17 protein-coding genes and 1 pseudogene are annotated in these 23012 nt (G+C 39.8%); 6 read left to right on the plus strand and 12 right to left on the minus strand.

The window, feature by feature from the left end:
- The first annotated feature begins 13 nt into the window (after nt 1–13).
- Nucleotides 14–1432: a TolC family protein gene (locus NFR61_RS06760; protein ID WP_251621983.1), complete on the plus strand. Its 1419-nt coding sequence runs from the start codon at nt 14–16 to the stop codon at nt 1430–1432.
- A gap of 12 nt (nt 1433–1444) precedes the next feature.
- On the opposite strand, the pseudogene NFR61_RS06765 reads toward NFR61_RS06760, so the two are convergent.
- Nucleotides 1445–1720: pseudogene (locus tag NFR61_RS06765) on the minus strand (type II toxin-antitoxin system PemK/MazF family toxin); the annotation flags it as partial.
- Between the two features lie 440 nt (nt 1721–2160).
- Between NFR61_RS06765 and NFR61_RS06770 the strand changes: the two are divergent.
- Complete coding sequence (locus NFR61_RS06770; protein ID WP_251621986.1) at nt 2161–2928, plus strand: hypothetical protein; 768 nt, start codon at nt 2161–2163, stop codon at nt 2926–2928.
- Between the two features lie 4 nt (nt 2929–2932).
- Nucleotides 2933–4834 (plus strand): S1C family serine protease, encoded by a 1902-nt coding sequence (locus NFR61_RS06775; RefSeq protein ID WP_251621988.1) that lies wholly within the window; start codon nt 2933–2935, stop codon nt 4832–4834.
- Between the two features lie 293 nt (nt 4835–5127).
- Here NFR61_RS06775 and NFR61_RS06780 read toward each other — a convergent pair whose 3' ends face one another.
- The 7 genes from NFR61_RS06780 to NFR61_RS06810 all read right to left on the minus strand — a co-directional run bounded on the left by NFR61_RS06780 (nt 5128) and on the right by NFR61_RS06810 (nt 15074).
- Entirely contained in the window at nt 5128–6114 is a 987-nt protein-coding gene (locus NFR61_RS06780; RefSeq protein WP_251621990.1) for a type II toxin-antitoxin system antitoxin SocA domain-containing protein, read from the minus strand.
- Nucleotides 6111–6494 (minus strand): toxin, encoded by a 384-nt coding sequence (locus tag NFR61_RS06785; RefSeq protein ID WP_251621992.1) that lies wholly within the window; start codon nt 6492–6494, stop codon nt 6111–6113. The genes NFR61_RS06780 and NFR61_RS06785 overlap by 4 nt, the downstream gene beginning before the upstream one ends.
- 251 nt (nt 6495–6745) lie before the next feature.
- Nucleotides 6746–9967, minus strand: a complete 3222-nt coding sequence (locus NFR61_RS06790) for a S41 family peptidase (RefSeq protein ID WP_251621994.1) — start codon at nt 9965–9967, stop codon at nt 6746–6748.
- Nucleotides 9968–10152: 185 nt separating this feature from the next.
- Nucleotides 10153–10542, minus strand: a complete 390-nt coding sequence (locus NFR61_RS06795) for a hypothetical protein (RefSeq protein ID WP_251621996.1) — start codon at nt 10540–10542, stop codon at nt 10153–10155.
- Between the two features lie 177 nt (nt 10543–10719).
- Complete coding sequence (locus NFR61_RS06800; RefSeq protein ID WP_251621998.1) at nt 10720–12363, minus strand: tetratricopeptide repeat protein; 1644 nt, start codon at nt 12361–12363, stop codon at nt 10720–10722.
- A 93-nt stretch (nt 12364–12456) separates the two neighbouring features.
- Nucleotides 12457–13707 (minus strand): efflux RND transporter periplasmic adaptor subunit, encoded by a 1251-nt coding sequence (locus tag NFR61_RS06805; RefSeq protein ID WP_251622000.1) that lies wholly within the window; start codon nt 13705–13707, stop codon nt 12457–12459.
- Nucleotides 13708–13745: 38 nt separating this feature from the next.
- Nucleotides 13746–15074 (minus strand): TolC family protein, encoded by a 1329-nt coding sequence (locus NFR61_RS06810; RefSeq protein ID WP_251622001.1) that lies wholly within the window; start codon nt 15072–15074, stop codon nt 13746–13748.
- Between the two features lie 259 nt (nt 15075–15333).
- Here NFR61_RS06810 and NFR61_RS06815 point away from each other — a divergent pair, with 259 nt between their 5' ends.
- Together NFR61_RS06815 and NFR61_RS06820 are read left to right on the plus strand one after the other, a co-directional pair.
- Complete coding sequence (locus NFR61_RS06815) at nt 15334–16698, plus strand: sigma-54-dependent transcriptional regulator (RefSeq protein WP_251622013.1); 1365 nt, start codon at nt 15334–15336, stop codon at nt 16696–16698.
- A 3-nt stretch (nt 16699–16701) separates the two neighbouring features.
- Nucleotides 16702–18030, plus strand: a complete 1329-nt coding sequence (locus NFR61_RS06820; protein ID WP_251622002.1) for a sensor histidine kinase — start codon at nt 16702–16704, stop codon at nt 18028–18030.
- 13 nt (nt 18031–18043) lie between these two features.
- Here the strand turns inward: NFR61_RS06820 and udk are convergent, their stop codons facing one another.
- From udk to NFR61_RS06840, 4 genes are all read right to left on the minus strand, one after another.
- Nucleotides 18044–18658 (minus strand): uridine kinase, encoded by a 615-nt coding sequence (gene udk / locus NFR61_RS06825; RefSeq protein WP_251622003.1) that lies wholly within the window; start codon nt 18656–18658, stop codon nt 18044–18046.
- Between the two features lie 70 nt (nt 18659–18728).
- Nucleotides 18729–20237: a glutamine synthetase family protein gene (locus NFR61_RS06830; protein WP_251622004.1), complete on the minus strand. Its 1509-nt coding sequence runs from the start codon at nt 20235–20237 to the stop codon at nt 18729–18731.
- A gap of 87 nt (nt 20238–20324) precedes the next feature.
- A complete protein-coding gene (locus NFR61_RS06835) occupies nt 20325–21263 on the minus strand; it encodes a DMT family transporter (protein WP_251622005.1) in 939 nt (312 codons plus the stop codon).
- Between the two features lie 849 nt (nt 21264–22112).
- Nucleotides 22113–22343, minus strand: a complete 231-nt coding sequence (locus NFR61_RS06840; RefSeq protein WP_251622006.1) for a helix-turn-helix domain-containing protein — start codon at nt 22341–22343, stop codon at nt 22113–22115.
- A 322-nt stretch (nt 22344–22665) separates the two neighbouring features.
- On the opposite strand from NFR61_RS06840, the gene NFR61_RS06845 reads away from it, so the two are divergent.
- Nucleotides 22666–23012, plus strand: a 347-nt coding sequence (locus NFR61_RS06845) for an ATP-binding protein (protein WP_251622009.1), incomplete at its 3' end; no start/stop codon positions are given.

Genomic DNA, 23012 nt, shown 5'->3' on the forward strand with positions numbered 1-23012 from the left:
AAAAAATAGAAGTATGAAAAAAATTATATTGATAGGCGGCTTGCTTTATTGCATTGGTGGGGTAAATGCACAGGTCATCTTGAATTTGCCGCAGTGTCGGGAAATGGCATTGGAAAACAGCAAGCAGACGGCAATTGCCCGAAAACAATTGGAAAAAGCGGAATCCGAAAAAAAAGCCTATCATGCCGGATACTTTCCTCGTCTGTCAATAACAGGCATGGGATTTTATAATCAGGAAAAATATTCCTATAAATTGAAAGGCGGCTATTTGCCTACCTATGTGCCTGACGAAAACGGGACATTGCAGCCTAATATAGTTGTCAATCCTTCTACCGGTCTGCCAGTAGAAGGTGCGGACGGGAAGCCTGTATTCAAAGAATATGCTTTTCTGCCGGACATCGGGATAAAAGTCGGGATGCGGGGTGTTTATACAGTAGGCGTGCAATTGCAGCAGCCCGTGTATATGGGAGGAAAAGTCCGTACGGCTCATGAGATGTCAAAAATCGGGGAAACAATGGCGAATGAGAACATCCGGTTGAGTCGCTCCGAGGTCTTTGCTGAGACAGATAAAGCCTATTGGCAACTATTGGGCGTTGAAGAACAGGTAAAAGCGGCGGAAGCCTATCGGCAGGCATTGGGAGAATTATTGAAAAACGTCGAGAATGCCCGCAAAGTAGGAATGATAACAGGCAATGACGTACTGAAAGTACAGGTGCGTTATAATGAAGCGGATTTACTGGTACAGAAAGCCCGGAACGGATTAGTCTTATCGCAGATGAACCTTTGTCGGATTATCGGGTTGGATTTACAGACGGATATCGCCATACAGGACAGTTTGTCCGAAACAATCCTGCCGGGCATATTAACCCAATCGGCGAAACTTACCCAGCGTCCCGATTATAATCTATTGCAGGAAGAAACCGTATTGAAAGAAAAAGAAATACATCTTGTCCAGGCCGATTTTTTACCGCAAATCGGAGTCACTGCGGGATATGGGTATGGAGGCGGACTGGAATTGAATGGCGAGCGGGAATCCAAAGCCTCCTTCAACGCCTTGGCTTACGTGGAAATACCTTTGTTCAACTGGGGAGAAGGGCGTAACAAATCGAAAGCGGCACGTACCGAGCATGAGATAAGTCGTCTGAATCTTGAAAAATCCGCACAATTGATGGAACTGGAAATCACCTCCGCCCGATTTAATATCCAGGATGCCCAGACACGCATTAAAATGGCAAAAAACGCCCTGTTACAAGCTGAAGAAAACTTGCGAATCAGCAACAACCAATACAAAGTAGGCATGGAAAGCCTCACCAATCTCTTGGAAGCACAGGCGCAGTGGCAGGAAGCCCAAAGCCAATGGGTAGAAGCCAAAGCCGCACTGAAAATGAGTGAAACCCAATACCTCAAAGCCATCGGTCGGTTGGCGGAGTGAGATACTGGGACATTATAAACAAAACATCTGATTGAATATTTGTTGTAATTCCGCTATTTCGTGGCTGTTTAATGTACCCATCGCTTTTTTTAAACGTTTTTTGTCTACCGTTCGTATTTGGTCGGCAGCAATCTCTCCGTCTCTTCCGGCAATGGAGCAACCTACCCTGAAAGATACATTCCGGATAGTTGAAGTGATGGGTGCTATGATAACAGTTTTCAAATGGTTATTTAGGCTTGTAGGACTGACAATCACACACGGACGGGTTTTTGTAATTTCTCCTCCTTGAGTAGGATCTAAACCAAGAGATAGCTACATTATAGGCAAAATTTATTGGTTGTTGTCAGTTTTGATTTTTTGTGCTTAGGGTATTTTATTGTATATTTAAAAAAATTATATTTGTCAAACCTATTCGGCTCTATATAAGTTGAAGAGGTAGACATATTGTAAAGACGTTTTCAAACGTATTCTTCCGGATTCAAACTTCGCAAACTTGTATCTATTTGGGAAGATTATGCGATGAGTAGCGTCTACGTTGATGATTATGTGTCATTACGTCTTTTGACGTGATGTCTGTATACGTCATCTGGACGTGGGTAAACTTTATCGCTTATTCTCAAATAGAGGTATGCGAAGACCTGAATCCAGAATAAGTGCGAACAGACACCCACGTCTTTTTTTGTTTTTGCCATTCTGGGGTTGTCTACGGCATTTAATAGATAATAAAAATGAATTGTAACAACTGCCTATTGGATCATGGTATTCCTTTTTTTGAAGCTTCTTTAAAAGAAGAAAATAACTTCTCATTTGAAGGGAAAAATATTCTCATAAATCAAAATCTTTCATATGATACGAAAATATACCGTATCATATCGTTCATTGATTTAATTCGTATTCTTGAAGGAAGACTAAGGCTGACGAAACGTGGTTCTTTTTCTGATTGCCATGAAAGAGGTGAATATGTTGCGGAGGAAATAAAGGTTTCTCAAAAGGAAACTTTGGGTAGAGAAAGGATAGAACTTGTCCGTAAAAAGAAGAAAAGATTTGAAACCTCTATGCAATTATATGCATCGTGTTGGACCTTGGAGAAGAAAGAGATCTTTCCAATGTGGCGTGCTTATGCAATAGATAAGTTCAGTGTAAGAATTCAGACAACAATTGGAGATTTGTTGTCTTCTATCCGTTTGGAATCGTCACAAAAGATGTTTTGTTCCCCAATGGTGTATGGCGAAGAAAAAAATAGAACAAAGGCATTTGATATATTGTTTTATAAAACAGAAGAATATAAGATTGAAAATGAATTTAGATTGTATTTGTCGGCAGATAGTTGTTCGGAAATATTTTATCTGCCTATAAATTGGGAGGCATGTATAGAAGATATCATGTTTTCGCCGTTTATTGAACCTGATATTGCTAATTATATAGCATCGTGTTTGCTTTTAAAGCATCCTTCTCTTCAGTTTAAACTATCACCTTCACAAATTATTGAATATTAAAATCATGAGGAAATTTATTTGTCTTTTTTTGTTGGGATCCATTTGGCAAGTTGCTTTATGTCAACTTGGACGTGGTGTAGCGACAGAAAAGCCCTTGGTAAGAGATCAAAATAATAGAGGAATTATCCAAAGTGTGTATATATATAATGGTGTAACATTCGTTGATATTAACTTTTATTATGAATATATAAGAAGGAATAATGTATCTATAGCTTCCTCAATACGGCTTTGTTATTTTCATCCTAAAACTAGTAAGTATGAATGTTTGCCTGCCGTAAAATTAACGAGAGGAGAGGAAGATCTTGATTCAGAATTCAATAAGGAATATACTAGATATGATTTTGGAAAACTCCCGGCAACTACAGAATTTGACATTATGTTTGAGGGTATGCCAGCTTCAGGGGTAAAAACTTTATATCTTGAAGAACCTGTAAAATACGGTTTTTACTGGAAAAATATAAAAATAAACCCGATATACACTTATCAACCGAAAACAATAGGAGGAGAGGGTGATGTAGAGGAAAGAATTTATGAGCTTATAGTTAAAACCAATAATCCTATGCGGGGAATATATGAGGAGGTGGATGATGATGATCCAATTCAACTTGCATTCCTTGAAGATGAAGATGGGTCAATATGCCTTGTGTATTATGATGGTCTGGATGATTGGGAGGTTGGTGAAGTTAAAGCTGAATTGCGTCAAACAGTCTCTCCTTATGTTTATAAAGCGGATTGGTATACGGATTTTAAGCAAAAAGTAGATGCTGTCGTTACATATGATAAGGGGGTAATGGAAGTAACCATAGGTGATAAAACGTATACCTATGTAAAAATGAAAGACCAATTTGGTGATATTCCTGTTGGCAAAACTGATGAAGAACAATGGTCAGGAACTGGGTTTGCACTTAATAATGGTTATATTGCAACAAACTATCATGTGGTGGAGAATGCAAAATCGTTGAAAGTTCGGGGAATTAAAGGTGATTTTAATATAGAATATAATGCCACGGTTGTTTCAACGGATAAATTAAATGATCTTGCCATTATAAAGATTGCTGACGATAGATTTAGCGGTTTTGGGACAATACCTTATCGTGTAAAGACATCAATCTCTGAAGTGGGTGAAGATATATTTGTATTGGGCTATCCTCTTACGACAGTAATGGGGGATGAAATTAAATTAACGACGGGAGTAATAAGTTCCAAAACAGGTTTTCAAGGAGATGTTTCATTATATCAAATTTCGGCGCCTGTTCAGCCTGGAAATAGCGGAGGGCCTTTATTTGATGGGAATGGAAATTTGATAGGTATCGTTAATTCTAAATTTAATGGAGCAGAAAATGTCGGTTATGCAATAAAAACGTCATATCTTAATAATCTTGTAGAGAGTACTTCTTCTGTAAAATTATTACCAACAAATAATGCTGTTTCAGGCATGACGTTGAGTAATAAGGTTAAAAGTTTGAAGAATTTTGTATTCATGATAACATGTTCTAATAATGTTTCTAATAATCAGACATCCCATTATGATAATATTTCATCAACAACAATTTTAGGTCCTCCATCGGTGCGAAGTAGTACGACAGAAAGAACAAAAATTGAAAGTGTGATATTAACAAAGGATTACACAGCCGTTGAAATGGTAACAAATAATCATAGTGATGATGAATACTTTGAATGGTGTAGTATTGATAAAGGTACTTGTTTGATTGTTAATGGGAAACGTTATATAATGACGAGAGCGGAGGGAATTAAAGTTGCTCCGGCTAAAACATACTTTTCGTATGCTGGTCAAAATTTAACTTTTACTTTATATTTTCCACCAATACCTGCTTCTGCAACTTCAATGGATTTAATAGAGTCAGAAGATAGTGATTGGAAATTTTATGGAATTAAAATAAAGTGAAAGCATAGAAGAGTTGATAAGAAATATATTTTATATGTTGATTTTGCAGCTTTATCGTTGTATGGTGTATTTGTTTGAAATAGGGGTGAACTTCGTACAATTTCCGTAGTATTTGGGGGGTATCTCCGGGATATCTCCGCCTTTTAGCTATACTTGGGCTATGGTTGCTCTATGGTTGGACTATCTGAGCATAGGGAAAACATAGCTAAAACATAGGTATAATATAGCTAAAAGCTGGAGATGATACGGAGATTGTACCCGGTTTCTGTGGAGATTGTGTTGCTTTGTGAATTTTATACGGCAAGCAAAGAGAATGCCGTGCAAAATTCAATGGGCAGGGAGGTGCCTACAAATTGCTTCCATGCTTTTTCTTTGTGGCTGATGGCGGAGATTTCAGAGGCTGATGTTTCTTTAAAACGTTTGGCGATTGTCTCCAATGTTACCAGTTCTTTATCGGAAAATACGGATAAATCGGGTTTTTCAGTTGAAGTGAGGAATGTGCCGCCTGCACCTGATTCAAATTCTACCAAATCTTGTTCAATGCAGTCAAGTAGGCTATATCCCCGATCCCAACGGATAGGAACCGGACCGTATTGAATGGCACGATATGTCATGCCTGTTATCGCCTGCCCGTGTTGGCGGTAATTAAGAAAGTCTGTATAGAAAAGCAGTTTGTTCATCTTGGTGTTAAATACTCCGTTACATTTTTCAATGAAATAGAGTATGACGTTTTGCAATTTTTGTATGGATTGCAACGCGAAACCGTTGTCTGCACATCGTTCTGTTTGCCCGAAAATCAGATTTTGTCGGACATCCGTATTGTCATATTGATTTTTGACAGATTCGATTTTGTTGATGATTTTGTCATATTCTTTCTCGGTCAGTTGTTGTCGGGAATTTTTTACAAGTGTTTCAAAAACATGAGGGTTCATGCACGCTTTCAGTATTTTGCCGTTGCTTTCTGCCGGAACATATCCTTCTTCGTATTGACGGTATTGATTATCGCCGAATCCCAAAATGGCAGACATTTTTAATGCGGATAAGCCGTACGTTTCTCTTAAAGCAATGATTTCATCCACAAACGGAATGGAGTGCTTCACCCGGTATTGGTTGTATACTTGGGTGATGTTGGCTTCGTCCATTTCGGTGGTGGTGAATTGTTCGTGTGTTTGGTCGTCTTCGTAAAACTGGGCGATATAGGAATATTTTTCTTTGCGGTACGTCAATTCACGTTTTTCGTATTTTAATGTGGCGTGGCCGCCGGTAAACGGACTTATCATAGCTTATCTCCTTTTTTGCTTTTTGTTTTGTCTTTTTTATACGGATATTGCATCGGATGTTCTGCAATATGAAAGGATATGCATATTGTGGAACAATTAGGGTGGCCTAGTGAAATTTTGATATATATTTCATGTTTTTGTACATCTTTTCCAAATACCCATATCCCATTTATTTTATTTAGAGTATCAACGATAGGGCCTTCGCTGTAATCTTCCACTGTAATTTCTTTGATTGTCTTGATGCGTGCCGAGGGTGGCATATCAAGTAATGCCAATGTGGACAAATTTTTACCGCGGTCATCACGAAATACAATATTATATATCTCTAGCTTTTGATGAAATTGTTTGAGAAATAATGCAACTTCTTCTTTAGAGGCCATCGTGATGTCTTTTCTTTATACAAAAGTAATATTTAAAATTGAATTTTAATCTGTTTTTATGAGAAATTCAACTTTAAAGTTGAATTTTTGAATTGAATTATTTGAGTGCCTGGGGTATTTTTTTAGTTTGTGAATGCAAAGTAAAAATTGGGGTTTTAAAAAAGATACTCTTTTTTATTCGGAATTGATAGGTTTACAATTTTACTGCGAAAAAACAACGCCCGAAATTTTATTTTCGGGCGTTGTTGTGTTTATTGTTTGCCTGATTTGTCCGGGAAGTCCGGGATGGCAGGTTGTTGCGGTGATTCGGTCTTTAGCTTTTCGAGGATGATTTCGATGGCTTTGTTGAGTTGTTCGTCTTCACCCATGTATTCTTTGTAAGGGTCGTTTTCGATGTCGATGTGAGGGGTGACACCGGTGCCTTCGATGATGAAGCCGCTGCCATCAACGGCATACGGAGCATAGGAAGGGGTGACGATGGAACCGCCGTCCACGACCGGAACGGTGCCGCTGTAACCAACAACTCCGCCCCATGTGCGCCGTCCGATGATTGTTCCCAGTTTGTTGTGTTTGAATCTGTAGGGGAACAGGTCACCGTCTGAGGCGGAATATTCATTGACTAATAGTACTTTGGGACCGACGAAGGTGCCCACAGGATTGACGGAACCTTCGGTCTGGTTGGTGTGCATGGTGTAGAAGGTAGGGGTGCGCAACAGCCGTTCGGTAATCATCGGTGATACGTTTCCTCCTCCGTTCCCCCGGTCGTCAATGATAAGGGCTTTTTTGTTGAGTTGGGGATAGTAGTGTTTTACAAATTCATTAAGTCCGGCGACTCCCATGTCGGGAATGTGGATGTAACCGACTTCTCCGTTGGTGGCCTCATTTACTTTTCTGATGTTGTTTTGTACCCAGTTGTAGTAGTAGAGCTGGGATTCGTCGGCCAATGGCGTTACCAGCACTTTGCGGGCACCTTCGGCGGAAGGTTTGCTGTTTACTTCCAGTTCGACGGTTTTGTCCGCCATGTCTATGAGGTGGCGGAACAGGTTGTCCGAGTTTTTGAGGGAATTCCCGTTGACGGAGATGATGTAGTCGCCTTCTTTGACATCGACGCCCGGCATGGTCAGAGGGGAGCGGGTGGCTTTGTTCCAGTTGGCTCCCCGGATGATTTTTTGTACTTTGAAGTAGCCGGAGGGGTCTTTTTCAAAGTGTGCGCCAAGTAGTCCCATGGGGATGCGTGCGGGTTCCGGATGTTCTCCGTTTTGCGAGTAGGCGTGTCCTACGTTCAGTTCGCCAATCATTTCACCGATGATGTAGGTGAGGTCCGTACGGTGGTTTACGTACGGGATGAGGGCGTTGTATTTTTCGTAAACAGCATTCCAGTCTACGCCGTGCATGTTTTTTGCGTAAAAGAAGTCACGCATCTGACGCCAGCTCTCGTTGTATATCTGTTGCCATTCCTGGTGGTAGTCGATGTTTTTCTTGAGTCCGGCCAATGAGATGGGTTTGTCGGAGGTAACGGGAGCGGTCGGGATGTCGATGACCTGTATTTTCTTTCCGTTTACTGCGATGGCCTTTTTGTAGCCGGGACCGAAGCTGATGCTGGCATTCAGATTTGTTTCTTTTTTGTTGTCGAGGTTGTATACCGATGTTTGTCCTCTGCGGTTGTAGTAAATGTTGTTACCGACCATGTGGAGGTTGTAGTAGTAGGAAGGGGCAATAGGCAGCTCAATGATACGGTTTTCGATGTCTGAAAAGTCGTATACAAGTGCCGATTGTTCTTTGGCGTTTTGTTTGGTTTGTGTGTTTTTTCCCGGTTGCTCGGTTTTTATCTGGTCGTTTTCGGGAGCAAAGGGTATTTTGGCGTCACGGGTTAATGGAAGGATATATACTTTTTGCATGTTGTTGTATATGTGGTTCCATTCGGTGCTGCTGTATGTCGGGTTGAAGGTTCTGGAAGAGACGAACAGCAGGTATTTCCCGTCTTTGCTGAAATTGGATGCTCTGGCTCCGTACCAACCGTCCGTGATCCGGTGTTTTTGTTTGTTGGCGATGTCATATACGATGATGTCGCTCATCGTTTTTTGAGGCAGGGTATAGGTGATGTATTTGCTGTCCGGTGACCAGTTGTATGAGTGTATGGGGCTTATGCCGGAGGTTTCGATTGTTTCGGTTTGTCCGGTGGTGACGTCTGTGATGTTCAGCGTGTTTTTCTTTTCGTTCCACAGGATTTTCCGGGAGTCGGGAGACCAAAGGAAGTCGAAGATGTAGGTTTGCAGGTTTCGGGTTAGCTGGCGTTCCTGGCCGCTTTGTACGTCCCGTATCCAGATGTTGAATTCACCTGTTTTGTCTGAAATGTATGCGATTTGGGTTCCGTCCGGCGACCAGCTTCCGGCGAAGTCGTTGGCGTCGGAGGAGTTTGTCAGGTTGTAGGTGATGCCTTCTTTGGCGGGAAGGGAGTAGATGTCTCCCCGGGCTGTAATCAATACCCGTTCGCCGTTGGGGGCTAAGTCGATGTGGCTGATGTTATCGCTTACGTCTTTTAGTTCGGGACGGGAGTAGGTCTGGTCGTTTTCGATGGATATGTTTATTTTTTCGGCTTTTTGTGTACGGGTGTCGAATTTGTAGATGTATCCTCCGTTTTCATAGACAATCTGGTCTTTCCCGATGGACGGAAATTTGATATCGTAGTCTGTGTATTGCGTCAGCTGTTTTGTCGTTTTGTCCTGAATGTTGTATGCGTAAAGGTTCATGACGTTGTCCCGGTCGGAGATGTAGTAGATTTCTTTTCCGTCGGCACTCCACATGGGGATGATGTCCTGGTTCGGGTTGTCGGTGATTTTTTCGGATTTTTTGGTATCGAAGTCAAAAATCCGGATGTCATCGGCCATCCCTCCCCGGTATCTTTTCCAGGTTCTGAATTCCCGGAATATATAGTTGTAAGCCAGTTGTTTCCCGTCAGGTGAGAAGGAGGCGAAACCTCCGTTTTTCAAAGGTATTTCGGTTGCTTCTCCGCCTTCTACAGGAATGGTCATGAGTTGTCCCGTAAAGTCGTTGAAGGTGTATTGGCGGGTGCGGTACAGAATGTTTTTGCTGTCGGGTGTCCAGCCGATAACGATGTTGTTGGGTCCCATTCGGTCTCCCAGGTCGTCCCGTCCCAAGGTGGCGGTAAAGGTTAATCTTCGGGGTTCGCCTCCTTCTGCGGGGATAACGAAGACTTCCGTGTTCCCGTCATATTGTCCGGTGAATGCGATGTATTTCCCGTCGGGAGATATGCGGGGAAACATTTCGTATCCCGGGTGGGAGGTCAGTCGCCGGGCGGTTCCTCCGTTTGCCTGAACGGAATATAAGTCTCCTGCATAGGAGAATACGATGGTGTTGTTTTGAATGTGCGGAAACCTTAAGAGGCGGGCTTCCTGTGCATAGATTCCTACATAGAAGAGCAGTAGGAGTGCTGATAAAATAATTTTTTTCATAGAATGATGTTTTAAATCGCTTTTGTGTGGCGAATTTAGTAAAAAACATCATCGGATGAAAATAAGGGAACCTGCACAGATTCAAATGTAGAAATCTAAATAAAGCTTGGTGAAATTATTAGAAGTTACTAGAATGTGCAGGTTCTGAGAAACAGGAAATTGATTTATAATTCTGTCAGGAATTTTTAATGCAATTCAAAATTGGCAACTTGCGTGGGTTCTCCCGGCAAATAACATTGCAGGCGATATTTCCCGGCTTTTAGTTTGCTTAAGTCAAGGTAATAGGAGCCATTGGCTACGGCGTTTACTTCTTCACTTAAACATAGTTCTCCTTTTTCACTTACAATCCAGAATGTGACGTACCCGTAGTTAAATGCAAATGTACCTGTAATGGTACGGTTTACATGAGAAAGGGTGGCAGTCAGGTATTCCGGTTGAAGTGATACCGGACCGAATTCTGCATCCCAGTTGGATTGTAATTCTAGGTTTTCTTCCGTTAATTGGGCATGAGATGTTTTCGGAAAGAAAAGACTTATACCCAATAGACACACCATCATAAATAGTTTTGTTTTCATAGTCGTTTTATTTGCTGTTTGAAATTTTGTCAAAATAAGTGACTCCTTTTCACATAGCCAAATAAACACAGAGGACACAAGGAGGGACAATGTCCGATAAACTGTATTATTTAGTATTGATTACCATGAGTTTATCTTTAGTGACAGAGGGACGAGGTTAAAAAGGCTATAACAGTTTTAAATTTCGATGAGGTATTGTTCGATGTTTGGAATGTCTGCCTGTTTTCTGGTGAGTTTGTTTTTTAATCGTTTTTTCCTTTTTTGGATTGCTTCCAGTGAGGTTTGAAAAACTTGGGCGATGTCGTTGTTGTCCCATTGATAATGTATCATGGAGGCAAGCAAGATATCGTTGGGCGAAAGGTTGGGATGTTTTTGTTTTAATTTTTGAGTAAACTCGTTGTTTAGGTCGGTCAAAGAGAGAAGCAGGCGTTGTGAATAGTTGATTTGCAAGTCGTGATGAAGTGAACGAAATTCATCCAATGTTTGTTGTGGAATGTGGGTGGCGTGCCGGCAGAGTATTTCTTCCAATCGGGCATATTGATGGCTGTCGTCTTTCATTAATTCTTTTGATAGCGTAAGTCCCCACTCCACTTTGGCCATTTGTCCGATGAGTTGTGCATTTTTGTTTTTTAGTTTTCGTTGTCGCCAAGTATAATATAACAAGATAATTGAACCCAGGAAAAGGAGAATGAGGATGGAGATACATAACCAAAGGATTTTGGTTTGTGCTTTGTAATATGCTTTTTCTTTTTCCGCATAGTTGTATTTTTTCTCAAGTCGGATGATTTCATTGAATTTTAGTTGTTTGTTGTATTCGTCTTTCAGTGCGATGTATTTCTTTTGTAAAGTACATGCTTGTTTGAAATTTCTTTCTGCTTTTGCTAAAAAGATTAATAAATGGTGGCCTCTTATAAGATTGAGTAAATTATTTTCTTGTTCAGCTCGTGTGAGCATTTTGTTACAATATTTATGAATGCTGTTTGTGTCATTTGTTTGTTGAATAGCAGTTAGTAAGGTGCAGTATAGGTTGGATGGTATGGGTAAATTATAATTTTCTAGTATTTCTATAGCTTGTTTTCCTGAGATAATGGCTTTCTTTGTATTAGCTTTGTTTTTGTAATGTTGGGATAGAGCATTCAATAGACTTGCATGTAAGTTTATGAATTGCTCATTGTTATTCGTGATATTTTCAATTAATTTTATAGCATTCAGTAAGGTATTTTCGGATTCTTCAAACTTTTTCTGACTCATATACATCCATGCTATTTGTTTCGCAATTGTCAGCATGGAAAGGGTGTCTTTTATGTCACTAAAGATATCGTAAGATTTTTGATAATAGTTTTGTGCTTCTTGGCAATTGTCTTGTCTTCCTTGAATAGTGCCATGGAGTGAATAAATCAACCCCAATAAATACAGGTCGGTAGGATTTGCTTTTGTTATGTTTTGTTCGGCGTTTTTTAGAGAGATGAAAGCTGCGGCCGGGTCATTGGTGTTGAGGAGGTATTTGGCAAGGTAATATTGGGTGCGTCCGGTGTTGTGGTAATCATGTTTTTGAGAAAAGTATTTTTCGGCAATACGTAAGGTGGAGTCGTCGGATATTTTTTGATAGTTTTTGTCTTTTGCGGCAGCTTCAAGTAGATAAAAGTAAGCGCGGTCGTTTTTGTCAAGTTCTGTCGGGGTTATGTGGGATAAACTATCCAGGGCCTGTTGCGGATTTTGGGTTAAAAGTGAGTCCAGTTCTTTTAAACGAGGAGACAAAGAATTTTCCGTGTGGCAACTTACGAGAAAGAAAATTGTCAGAAAATAATGAAGTTTACACATGTTTTGTTTTTGTGCAAAAATAGGGTATAAAAAAGAGATTATTTTTGAAATAATCTCTTTTTTTCCAAATATGTCAGTACTCAAATGTCAGTTTTATTTTAGAATTAACCGTTCGTTGTTTCCATACATTTCGTATCCGGAGGTGATTACTTTTTCACCCGGTTCCAGTCCGTTAATGACTTGGTAATATTGCGGGTTTTGTTTGCCTATTTTAATGCTTCGGCGATAGGCTTCTTTGCCGTCCGGTGAAACGACGAATATCCATTGCCCTCCGGTGCTTTGATAGAAAGCGCCTCGCGGTATCAATACGGATTCGTCCGATTGTCCCAGTTGCAGGTTGATGTGATAGGTTTGTCCTGTTCTGACATTATCCGGCATTTTGTTTACGAAGCATAGGTCTGTTTTGAATTGTCCTCCTTTTACATCGGGGTAGACTTTCAGTACTTTCATGTGGTAGTTGCTTCCTTGTCGTTCCAGCGAGGCTTCGAGGTCTTTTCTTACGCGGTCGATATAGTGTTCGTCGATTTGAGCGACGACTTTGTAGTTGTCGAGGACGTTGATTTTTCCGATTTCCATTCCTCCGGAAACGCTTTGTCCTATTTCAACTGCCAGGGTTCCCAGTTGTCCACTGATGGGGGCTTTGACGTTTAGGTTGTCGTATCTTTCCCGTACGAGTTTGAGGTTCCGGCGCATGTTGTTTAGACTTTCTCCCATGTTTTCTACCTGAATTTCCCGGTACATGGAGTCTTGTTTTTGGCGTTCGATGAGCATTCGGTTGTTTTCTACGGAGGTTTCGTAGTCTTCTTTGGCCGTGAGGTAGTCTTCTTTGGCAATGAGGTCTTCTTCGTATAGTTTTTTGTTTTGTTCGTATTTGCGCTTATTGCGGGTAACGGTGAGTTCACTTTGCAGACGGTCCTGACGGATGCTGAGTTTGTCTTTTTCCATGGATAGCAAGGTATTACGCAGTTCGTTTTCCTGGTAGGCCAAGTCTGCTTCGCTTTTGAGGATTTCCATTGAAAGATTGGGGTTTTCCAATTTTACGATGATGTCTCCTTTTTGTACCATAGCGCCTTCTTCTACGACTTTTTCAACAACTCTTCCGCCTTCCAGTGCACTTAGCTGGAAGAACATGATGGGTTCGACGTTGCCCATTATCCGGATGTAGTCGTTGAAGATGTCTTTTTTTATTTCTTCAATGGTGATTTTACTTTTGTCTACCCGTAGCGTCGAGCTGTGGTTTCCGAAGATTAGCCAACCAATGAATAATAAGGCGAAGGCGCTTCCAATGATGTAAGGGATATGTTTTTTCTTTAATCCTTTTTTCTTTTCGATGATTTTGTCCATGATGTATTGTGTTTTTATTGTTTTTTAGTGAATGTTGTTTAGAATTTTATTTTTGTCTGTAATGGTGTGCCTTGATAGAAGCTAACCATTTTCTTTTTTATTCCGTAGGTCAGTTTGGCTTTTAGCAGGTCTAATTTTGCTTGTCTCAAGTTGTTGTCGCTTGTATTGACGTCCATAATGGTTACAAGTCCTTGTTCGTATTTCTTTTTGTTGGCTTGATAAGAGAGTTCGCTGAAGTTCAGTTTTTTGATGGCCATGTTGTATTCCTGGGTTACGGCTTGGAGTTCCAGAACGGCTAATTCGATTTCTTTGTATGCGTTTTGCATGGTTTCCTGATAAGCGTATTCTGCGTCTTTCATTTGATATTTGGCGCGTGTGATGTTGGAGTGTCTGTATAATCCGTTGAAGATAGGGATGTTTACGCTGAAACCGAAACTTTTTCCCAGGTTGTCTTTGAATTGTTTGGAAAAAGAATTGTTTTGCGTGTCGTAGTAGGAGGTGTTCAGGTTACCGGACATGCTGAAAGATGGTAATAGTTGTCCTTTGTAAATGTACCAGTTGAGGCGGGCGGTTTTTATGGCAAATTGGGCGGAGTTGATTTCCGGAAGCTGTTCTACGGCTTGATTGAAAAGTTGCTCCGTATTGATGGATTCGTTTTCCGGCAAGATGCTACTTAGTGTGGAGGCATTAATTTCCAATTCTTCGTCTGCTTGGTAGTTCATGATTTGTTTCAGGGTAACCAATGCTGTGGATTTTTTGTTTTGATTGGAAATTAAGCTGTATTCGCTTTCGGCGACTTGCGCTTGCAAATCAAATAAGTCGCTTTTGGGTTTGATTCCCAGTTCATATTGCCGTTGTGTTTTTTTTAGTTGTAATTGGGCGTTTTCCAATTGTTCTTTGGAGATTTCAATAAGTCCTTCTACATAGGCTAAATCGTAAAATGCCTGCATGATGTTGATTGCAATGTCATTGGCACGTTTTTCGGAGTCTTTTATACCTTTTAATTTGGATACTTTGCGGTAACGCAATGTATTGATGGCGGTGAAGCCTGAAAATAGATTTAATGAAGCTCCCAATGAGTAGCTGTTTGCCATGATGCGGGTATTTATGTAGGTATTGTTTTCACCAATGGACCGACCGAAGTTGTAACCGATGCTGGAGGATCCGCTGACACTGGGAAGAAAGTCTAAATAGGCGTCTCTTAGGTGTGTTTTGTCGATTTCATTATTTAATAACTGACGTTCCATGGAAAGACTTTGTTCTATTCCATAATTGATGCACTCTTGTAATGTCCATTTGGATGACTGGGCATTTGATGAAAGAGAGAGGAGTGCGATAAATAGGATGAATAGATTTGATTTAATCATATGGTTTTGTTTTAATTTTTCTTGTTTGTATGGATATATGCCAAAACCGTGCCAAAAATGTAATATATTTATTTATAGGTGTTTGTGCTTCGTTGTAGAATCCGGTGTGTCAAAAATATAGACACTGTTGTGTGATTCTTTTACATAAGGATGTAGTTTGTGGAGGAAAATTAAAATGGATCAGAATGTCTAATTTTTTTACAGATGTTATGGATATATGGAAAATGCTTTTTAGTTTTGAGCAAATAAAAGTAAGATGATGACAAAAAAAGGAACGATTTTATTGGTAGACGATAATAAGTCTGTCTTGATGGCTGTGGAGTTGTTGTTGAAAAGCTATTTTGAGAAGGTAATTACGTCTGTATCACCGGAAAGAATACCTTCTATTTTGGCGGAAGAGAAGGTGGATGTGATATTGTTGGATATGAATTTTTCGGCGGCTATTAATACAGGGAATGAGGGTTTGTTTTGGTTGGCCAGAATTAAAGAATTAAGTCCTGAGATTCCTGTGGTGCTTTTTACGGCTTATGCGGATATCGAGTTGGCTGTAAAGGCGGTGAAGGAAGGAGCGGCGGATTTTGTTGTGAAGCCTTGGGATAATGCTAAATTGGTGGCGACGTTGCTTTCTGCTTACCGGTTGAGGGAGTCGCAGGGGGAGGTGAAGCAGTTAAGAGAGGAGAAGAATGTTTTAAAGAATCAGTTGAATCGTGAGCCTTCTATGCTGTGGGGTACTTCTCCGGCTATTATGCAGGTGTATAATTTGATAAGTAAGGTGGCAAAAACGGATGCCAATGTTCTGATTACAGGAGAGAACGGGACGGGGAAAGAGATGATTGCCCGTGAGATTCATCGGTTGTCCAATCGTTCTTCGGAGGTGATGATTTCTGTTGATATGGGGGCCGTGACGGAGACTTTGTTTGAAAGTGAGTTGTTCGGACATGTAAAAGGGGCGTTTACCGATGCGAAGGAAGACAGGGCAGGTAAGTTTGAAGCGGCTAATAAGGGGACGTTGTTTTTGGATGAAATAGGGAATCTTTCTTATGCGTTGCAGGCTAAATTACTAACGGCGTTACAAAGTCGTAAGATTGCCCGTATCGGTTCTAATAAACCGATTGATATAAATATTCGTTTGGTTTGCGCTACGAACCGGAATGTGCAGCAAATGGTTGAGAAAGGGGTGTTCAGGGAGGATTTGCTTTATCGTATTAATACGATTCATGTAGAAGTGCCGCCTTTGCGTGATCGTACAGAAGATATTGTGCCTCTTGCCGAATATTTTTTGAAGAAGTATATGTCGAAGTACGGTAAGGAAAATATTAAATTGCAGCAGACGGCGAAAAATAAATTGATGGAGTACAGATGGCCGGGAAATATCAGGGAGTTACAGCATACAATTGAAAAAGCGGTGATTATGTGTGAGGGGGATTCGATAAAGCCTTCCGATTTCTTTTTTAAGACTGTGACAACAACTTTTGTGGAAAAGAATGAGACGTTGGAGGAGATGGAGAGACAAATGATAAAGATGGCTATTGACCGAAGTAATGGGAATTTATCGGCAGTGGCTTCCCAATTAGGGATTACGCGGCAAACGCTATATAATAAGATGAAAAAGTATAATCTTTGATTTATGTTCCGGAGGATTTCGTTGCACCTTTTGTTGTATGTTTTGATTATCGTCGGTTTTACCGTAGGTGGATGCGTTTGTTTTGCAGCTGGGTTTTATGTCGGTGTGTGTGTGTGTGTAGGGGGAGGAATTGTTTTTATTTCCAAAACATTGACGTTGTATAATTCGGTAAATCGTAAGATTGCTTATTTTTTTGAAGCGATAGAGAATGATGATTATTCTATTAATTTTATAGAGAGACAGGGTACTAGTTCGGAAATGTTTCTGAGCTTTATTCTTAATAAAATGAAGGGGATTGTGCAAAAGACCAGAATTCAGGCACAACAGAAGGAAAAATTTTATGAATTGATACTGGAAAGTATTAATTCAGGTATTGTGATATTGAATGCTGCCGGGTTCGTTGTGCAAACCAATGCTGCTGCATTGAAGTTGCTCGGTTTAAATGTGTTTACTCATGTTCGGCAATTAGATCATGTTGATCCCGCTCTTACAGTGTTGTTTGAAAATATTAAGTCGGGGGATGAGAAAGTTTGTTCATTAACAATGGAACGCGGGACGATTCAATTGAGTATTAAGGTTTCGGGTTTCTTGCTGGATAAAGAGGAGGTTCGTTTAGTCGTGATTCATGATATTAATAATGAGATGGATGAGAAGGAGATAGAATCATGGATTAAATTGATACGGGTTTTATCACATGAAATTATGAATTCGATAGCTCCGATTACGTCTTTGAGTGATACGTTATTAGCTTTATATGAGAATGAAAATGGTGAAAGTCATCATATCAGGGAGAATGCGATAAACGGGTTGCATGTTATTAGTGAGACGAGTAAAGGATTGGTTTCTTTTGTGGAGTCTTACAGGAAGTTTACCCGAATACCAACTCCCGCGAAAGAGTTGTTTAATGTTTTGGAATTTGTGCAGCGGATCGTGATTCTGTGTAGTGCTGAAGATAATTTTAATTCTGTAAGAATTGATACGAGTGAGGTGGTTGAGGATTTGAAGTTGTATGCGGATTCCAATTTGTTGGGGCAGGTGATGATTAATATAGTGAAGAATGCAATTCAGGCTTTGCAGGGGCGGGCGGATGCTGTTATTAAAATTGCGGCTTATAAGACGAAAGATGACCGGACGATTTTTACTATCAAAGATAATGGTCCCGGTATACCAGAGGAGCTTATGAAGCAAATATTTGTTCCATTTTTTACTACGAAGAAGCAGGGCTCCGGTATTGGATTGAGCATAGCCCGGCAAATTATTCGAGCCCATAACGGGTCTATTCGGGTGCATTCGATTCCTGATAAGGAGACTCGTTTTACTATAGAATTGTAAGATATAGGTGGCTTTATCGGATAACTGATTTTATGTTTTCGATGAGCATGGTTACTGCTACGGAATTAAAGCCTCCTTCCGGAATAATAACATCTGCGTATTTTTTAGAAGGCTCAACAAACTCTTCGTGCATGGGTTTGACGGTGGTGATGTATTGACTGATGACGGATTTCATACTTCGTCCCCGTTCACTGACATCCCGCAATATTCGCCGAGCCAATCGGATGTCGGCATCCGTATCAACAAATACTTTGATGTCCATGAGGTCCCGTAATTGTTTATTTTCAAATATAAGAATTCCTTCTACAATCAAGACTTTAGCGGGGATGACTTTTATTGTTTTTGCCAGGCGGTTGTGGTCTACAAATGAGTATTCGGGGCGTTCGACCGGAACACCTTCTTTTAAAGCTTTGACTTGCTCAATCATCATTTGTGTATCAAATGCCTGCGGGTGGTCATAATTGAGTTTTCTTCTTTCTTCTAATGTGATGTCGTTGTTTTCTTTATAGTAGTAATCATGGCTGAGTGTTACAACGTCTTTTTCGGCAAATGCTTCGCGTAGTTTTTTTACTAATGTACTTTTTCCTGAACCGGTACCTCCGGCAACGCCGATGACTGTTGTTTGCATGATTTTTAAGATTTTGATTGATACAAATATATAAAAAGGCTGGCTTTTGCCAACCTTTTTATGTTTCACATTATTCTGCGTTGAGGTATTTTTTGACAAGTTCGGTAAGACGTTCGGTGTTATTGCCGATTTCTTGTCTTAATGTGCGGTCGTTGTATGATTTTAGTTTATGAATAATACCGTCGAGTAATTTAGGACTAAATACTTGGTGTTCTTCATAAATATGCCGTTGCTTTTCAAGGCACTCGGCTGATTCTGCACATGACGCGGGTAAGTGGTTTAGTTTTTCGGCTGTTGCCTTGTGGGCATCATCAAAGATATTAACGCTTACATAGCGTTCTTGGGCATATTCGATTGCATTGACCATCTCAAATCCATGGCGTGCGGCTACTGCTAGTCCGGCTAAGAGCAAATAGAGGTCGGCAGACCCGTCAGGACAGCGGAATTCTACTGTTTGTTTTATACCTGGGTCGCTTTCTTGTGCGTTTTTTTCAAGTGGATTGGCATCTGTTATCATGTGTGATGCACCTTGAGTCCAGCCGAGTGGAACCCGGACAAGTACTGATCGGTTACGGTCTCCCCAACAGATGTTGGTCGGAGCTTCCTGGTGCGGTACCAGTCTGAAGTAGGAAGTTGGATTTGTATTGCCAAAGGCTGTTAAAGAGGAGGCGATGTCGAGAATTCCAGCGATTGCTTTTAATGCCGCGGGTGTCAATTCTCCGTTTTTAATATACATATTTTGTCCGTTTTGCATTAAACGGGTATGTATGTGAAGTCCACTTCCGGCTTTGCCAGCTGTGATTTTGGGAGCGAAAGTCAGATTGATTCCGTATTGGTCCGCCAGTGTGCGCATAATCCACTTGGCAATGACCAATTGGTCTGCGGTGTCTTCAATATTGACAGGCAGGAATTCTATTTCATTCTGCTCGTAGGCAGTTGTTCCCAATGTAAAATTGCCGACTTCTGAATGTCCGTATTTGATTTGTCCTCCTGTTTGAGCAATAGCACGCATGCATTCGCAACGGAAAGCAGCCCATTTACAAAAAGGTGTGGATTCATGATAGCCTTTTTGGTCTTCAGTTTCAAAAAGTTCTTCTTTTTCGCTGATGACGTAATATTCTAATTCTCCCATTGCCTGAAATTCCATGCCGGTTACTTTCTTGAATTCCTCGTGTGCTTTTCGTAGGGTGTATTCCGGTGCGCTTTCCAATGGTTTGCCTTCTTTGGTGTAATAGCTGCATAGAATGTCAATTGCCGGAATTTCACTAAAAGGGTTCAGAAAAGCTGTTCGATAACGCGGAATAACATATAAATCGCTTGCTCCCGCCTCTATATAAGGAAATAAACTTGAACCGTCTACACGTTCCCCATAGGTAAGGATACTGTCAAGGTGTTGGAGGCTGTTGATAATAAAGTTCAATGTTTTCAGCCGGCCATCTCCACCGATATAACGAAAATTGACCATTTCAATGTTATTTTCCGTTATGTATTTGATGAGATCCGTTTTTGTAAAATCGTTACGGTCTTTTTGTAAAAATTGTACTAATGGGTTAGGATTTAAGATATACTTGTTCTGCATATTGTATGAATGTTAACGTTTTCGATAGCAAAACTATGAAAAATATTTAGAATATAGAAAGAACGGTAATTACGTATTTTTCATCTATTAGGGATTTACTTTTCTTTTAAAAGGAAGTCTGGGGAAAAGTTTTCTGAAACGAATGAGAAAAGGAGTAATACTACTTCCTGCTATAATAAAAGTAACAGCACAGATAATCATGATAATACCGCATCCCAATCTGAATGTCAGAACTTCTCCGAAAACAGTAATGCCGAAGAATACCGCCGTTAAAGGCTCTAAAGCTCCGAGAATAGCTGTTGGAGTAGAACCGATATATTGGATGGAAAGGGTAGTACAGAGAAAAGATACAGCAGTTGGGAAAAGAGCTAATGCTATCAAATTGCCCCATAAATACCACTCCTGTGCCAAACATAGACTTTTCCCGAAATCTACTCGGACAAAAAATAAAGACAATCCGAAAAGTAAGACATAAAAGGTTAGTTTAAGAGTCGCTATATCCTTTAAGATTGGGCGGTTTATGCTTACAATATAGATAGCATAGGAAAGCGCCGAGAGCATTACTAGCAGAATACCTGTAAGATTAAGTGGCAAACCGTCCCCTCCTTTATAGAGTAACCCAATACCGACTAATGCCAATATAATACACAGAATAGTCTGAAAAGATAATCTTTCTTTGAAAAGACTGGCCATAATAATCGCAACCATAATCGGATATACGAATAACAGAGTAGAAGCGATACCGGCTTCCATATAATTATAGCTTTGAAACAATGGGAGAGAGGAAAGGGCGACTAATAATCCCATGATAATCAGAGGTACAATCTCTTTTCGTTGTAACTGAAAATTTCTCCCTCGTGCTTTAAGCATAAAACCCAATACCGGAATCGCAAACAGATATCTGAAAAAAAGAACCGAATCCGGATTCATGCCAGATTGATATAAAGGGAGGGCGAATAACGGATTCATACCATATGTAGCAGCTGCGATAGCCCCTAATACATAGCCTTTGGTTTTTATATTCATGACATAGAACTGAATTGATAATTAAAATAAAACCCAAAACACTGATTTTAGTATTTTGGGTTGCTGTTTTGTGATCCCGTGGGTTTTTTAACCATTGGAACTTATCTTGTTAATTTTCAAACCTTCTCCAAACAATTACTTGTAATCGTAACGATTTAGTAACGTTTTTTTGGCACTAAACTGGCAGGAATTGTCTTTTGGTTTCTGCTTTGTTTCTTTGGACAAATATAGATAAAAATAAATGTCTTTCCCTTCTTTTTCGCAATTTTCTTATTTGCCTTATGTGCTTTGACAGTATTTTATATTGTTGTCGATTTTAAGGGTGTCTATTTTAGTTCAAGTTTTATGGTATTTTATATGGGGGGAGACGACTTGGGAGTCCCCTTTCCCGAACACAAAGTATGAGGGCGAGTTTCGAGTTACTCGAAAAATTTTGAGGCACTCAAAATACAACTCGCTATTAGCTGACGCTAATATAGCTAATAGCATTTTGAAGATTCAAAAGAATTTACTTTTTTTGTAAACGAAGCCAGTCCATATTTATGGGGTCTTACAAATATTATATATAGAGTTATAATTTAAATTTTTGGTAGACTAAAATAGAAAAGATTAAAAATAAAAAACCATTCTAAAATATTGGAATGGTTCAGTAAACTAAATGAACGTCTTGGTCTAAGAATCTGCAATATTCAAAAAGTCCAACGAGACAGTCAATTAGTTTCATGTTTTATACGTGGAATTATTGTACTGTTAGTTGGACAGGCTATTGCAGAGCCTTTAGACACAAATGGTTATCAATATTCCACGTTTTTGTATGTATGCAAAAAAATTTATAGACGTAAATTCTATTCAGAAAGGAAGGTTAGGTAAGAAATCTTTAGGAGAGCATTTAAATACCTTGGCAAAGGTATTTATGTGTTTGAAATTGTATTTTTTCTCTCTCTTGCCCGATTCGACATCGCCGATAAATCCCTGTGATAAGCCAGAAGCAGCTGATAAATCTTCCTGTGTCCAATTCAGTTCAAGCCTTTTAGCTCTTACTTTATCAATCACATATTGTTCTATATCAGCTAATGCCATTTAAATTTAAAATTTATGCAATTAATGCATTTTTCGTAGGTTTGTTAAACGCCAATAGGCGATAAATAGAAACGTAATTTCATTCATAATGTTTCAACAATATTCTTTATAAACAATTGATAATAAAATGAGAAAAAATACGCTTTATATAAAAAGAGGCAGGTGAAATTGTTGGAAAAGACGGAAATAACTCTGATGAGTTATTCTGACTTTTTCAATGATTTCGAGCGAGACCGGAAAGTAGCGGAGCCATTCAATTCGGCTCAAGTTAACTTTCCGGACAGGAGGAAAATATCTAGGTTAAACACTCAGGCACAAATTAATGAATAAAATAGATGAATTATCCATAACTATTCCCGCACAAATGACAAGTTCAGCAGCTGTAGATAATTTTATAGAGCTTGTTATTGATAGTTTTAAACTTCCTTCTTTTCTTATGGGATGCATAACGATAGCCATTATAAATGCTGTACGTACTTATATCTTATATGGAAATAATGGTAAACAAGGCAAAACACTGACACTTACAGCTACGAAACATCCTACGAATGTAGTTATTTGTGTGGAAGATGAAGGAGGAGGTTTAGTTTTTAAGGGAATAAATGCTGGTATTAGACTTGGAGATGCTAATGCAAGGCATGGTGATGGATTATATCTGATAGCTACTTT

Origin of the sequence: Odoribacter lunatus, assembly GCF_943193135.1 — a bacterium.
Classification (GTDB): Bacteria; Bacteroidota; Bacteroidia; order Bacteroidales; family Marinifilaceae; genus Culturomica; species Culturomica lunata.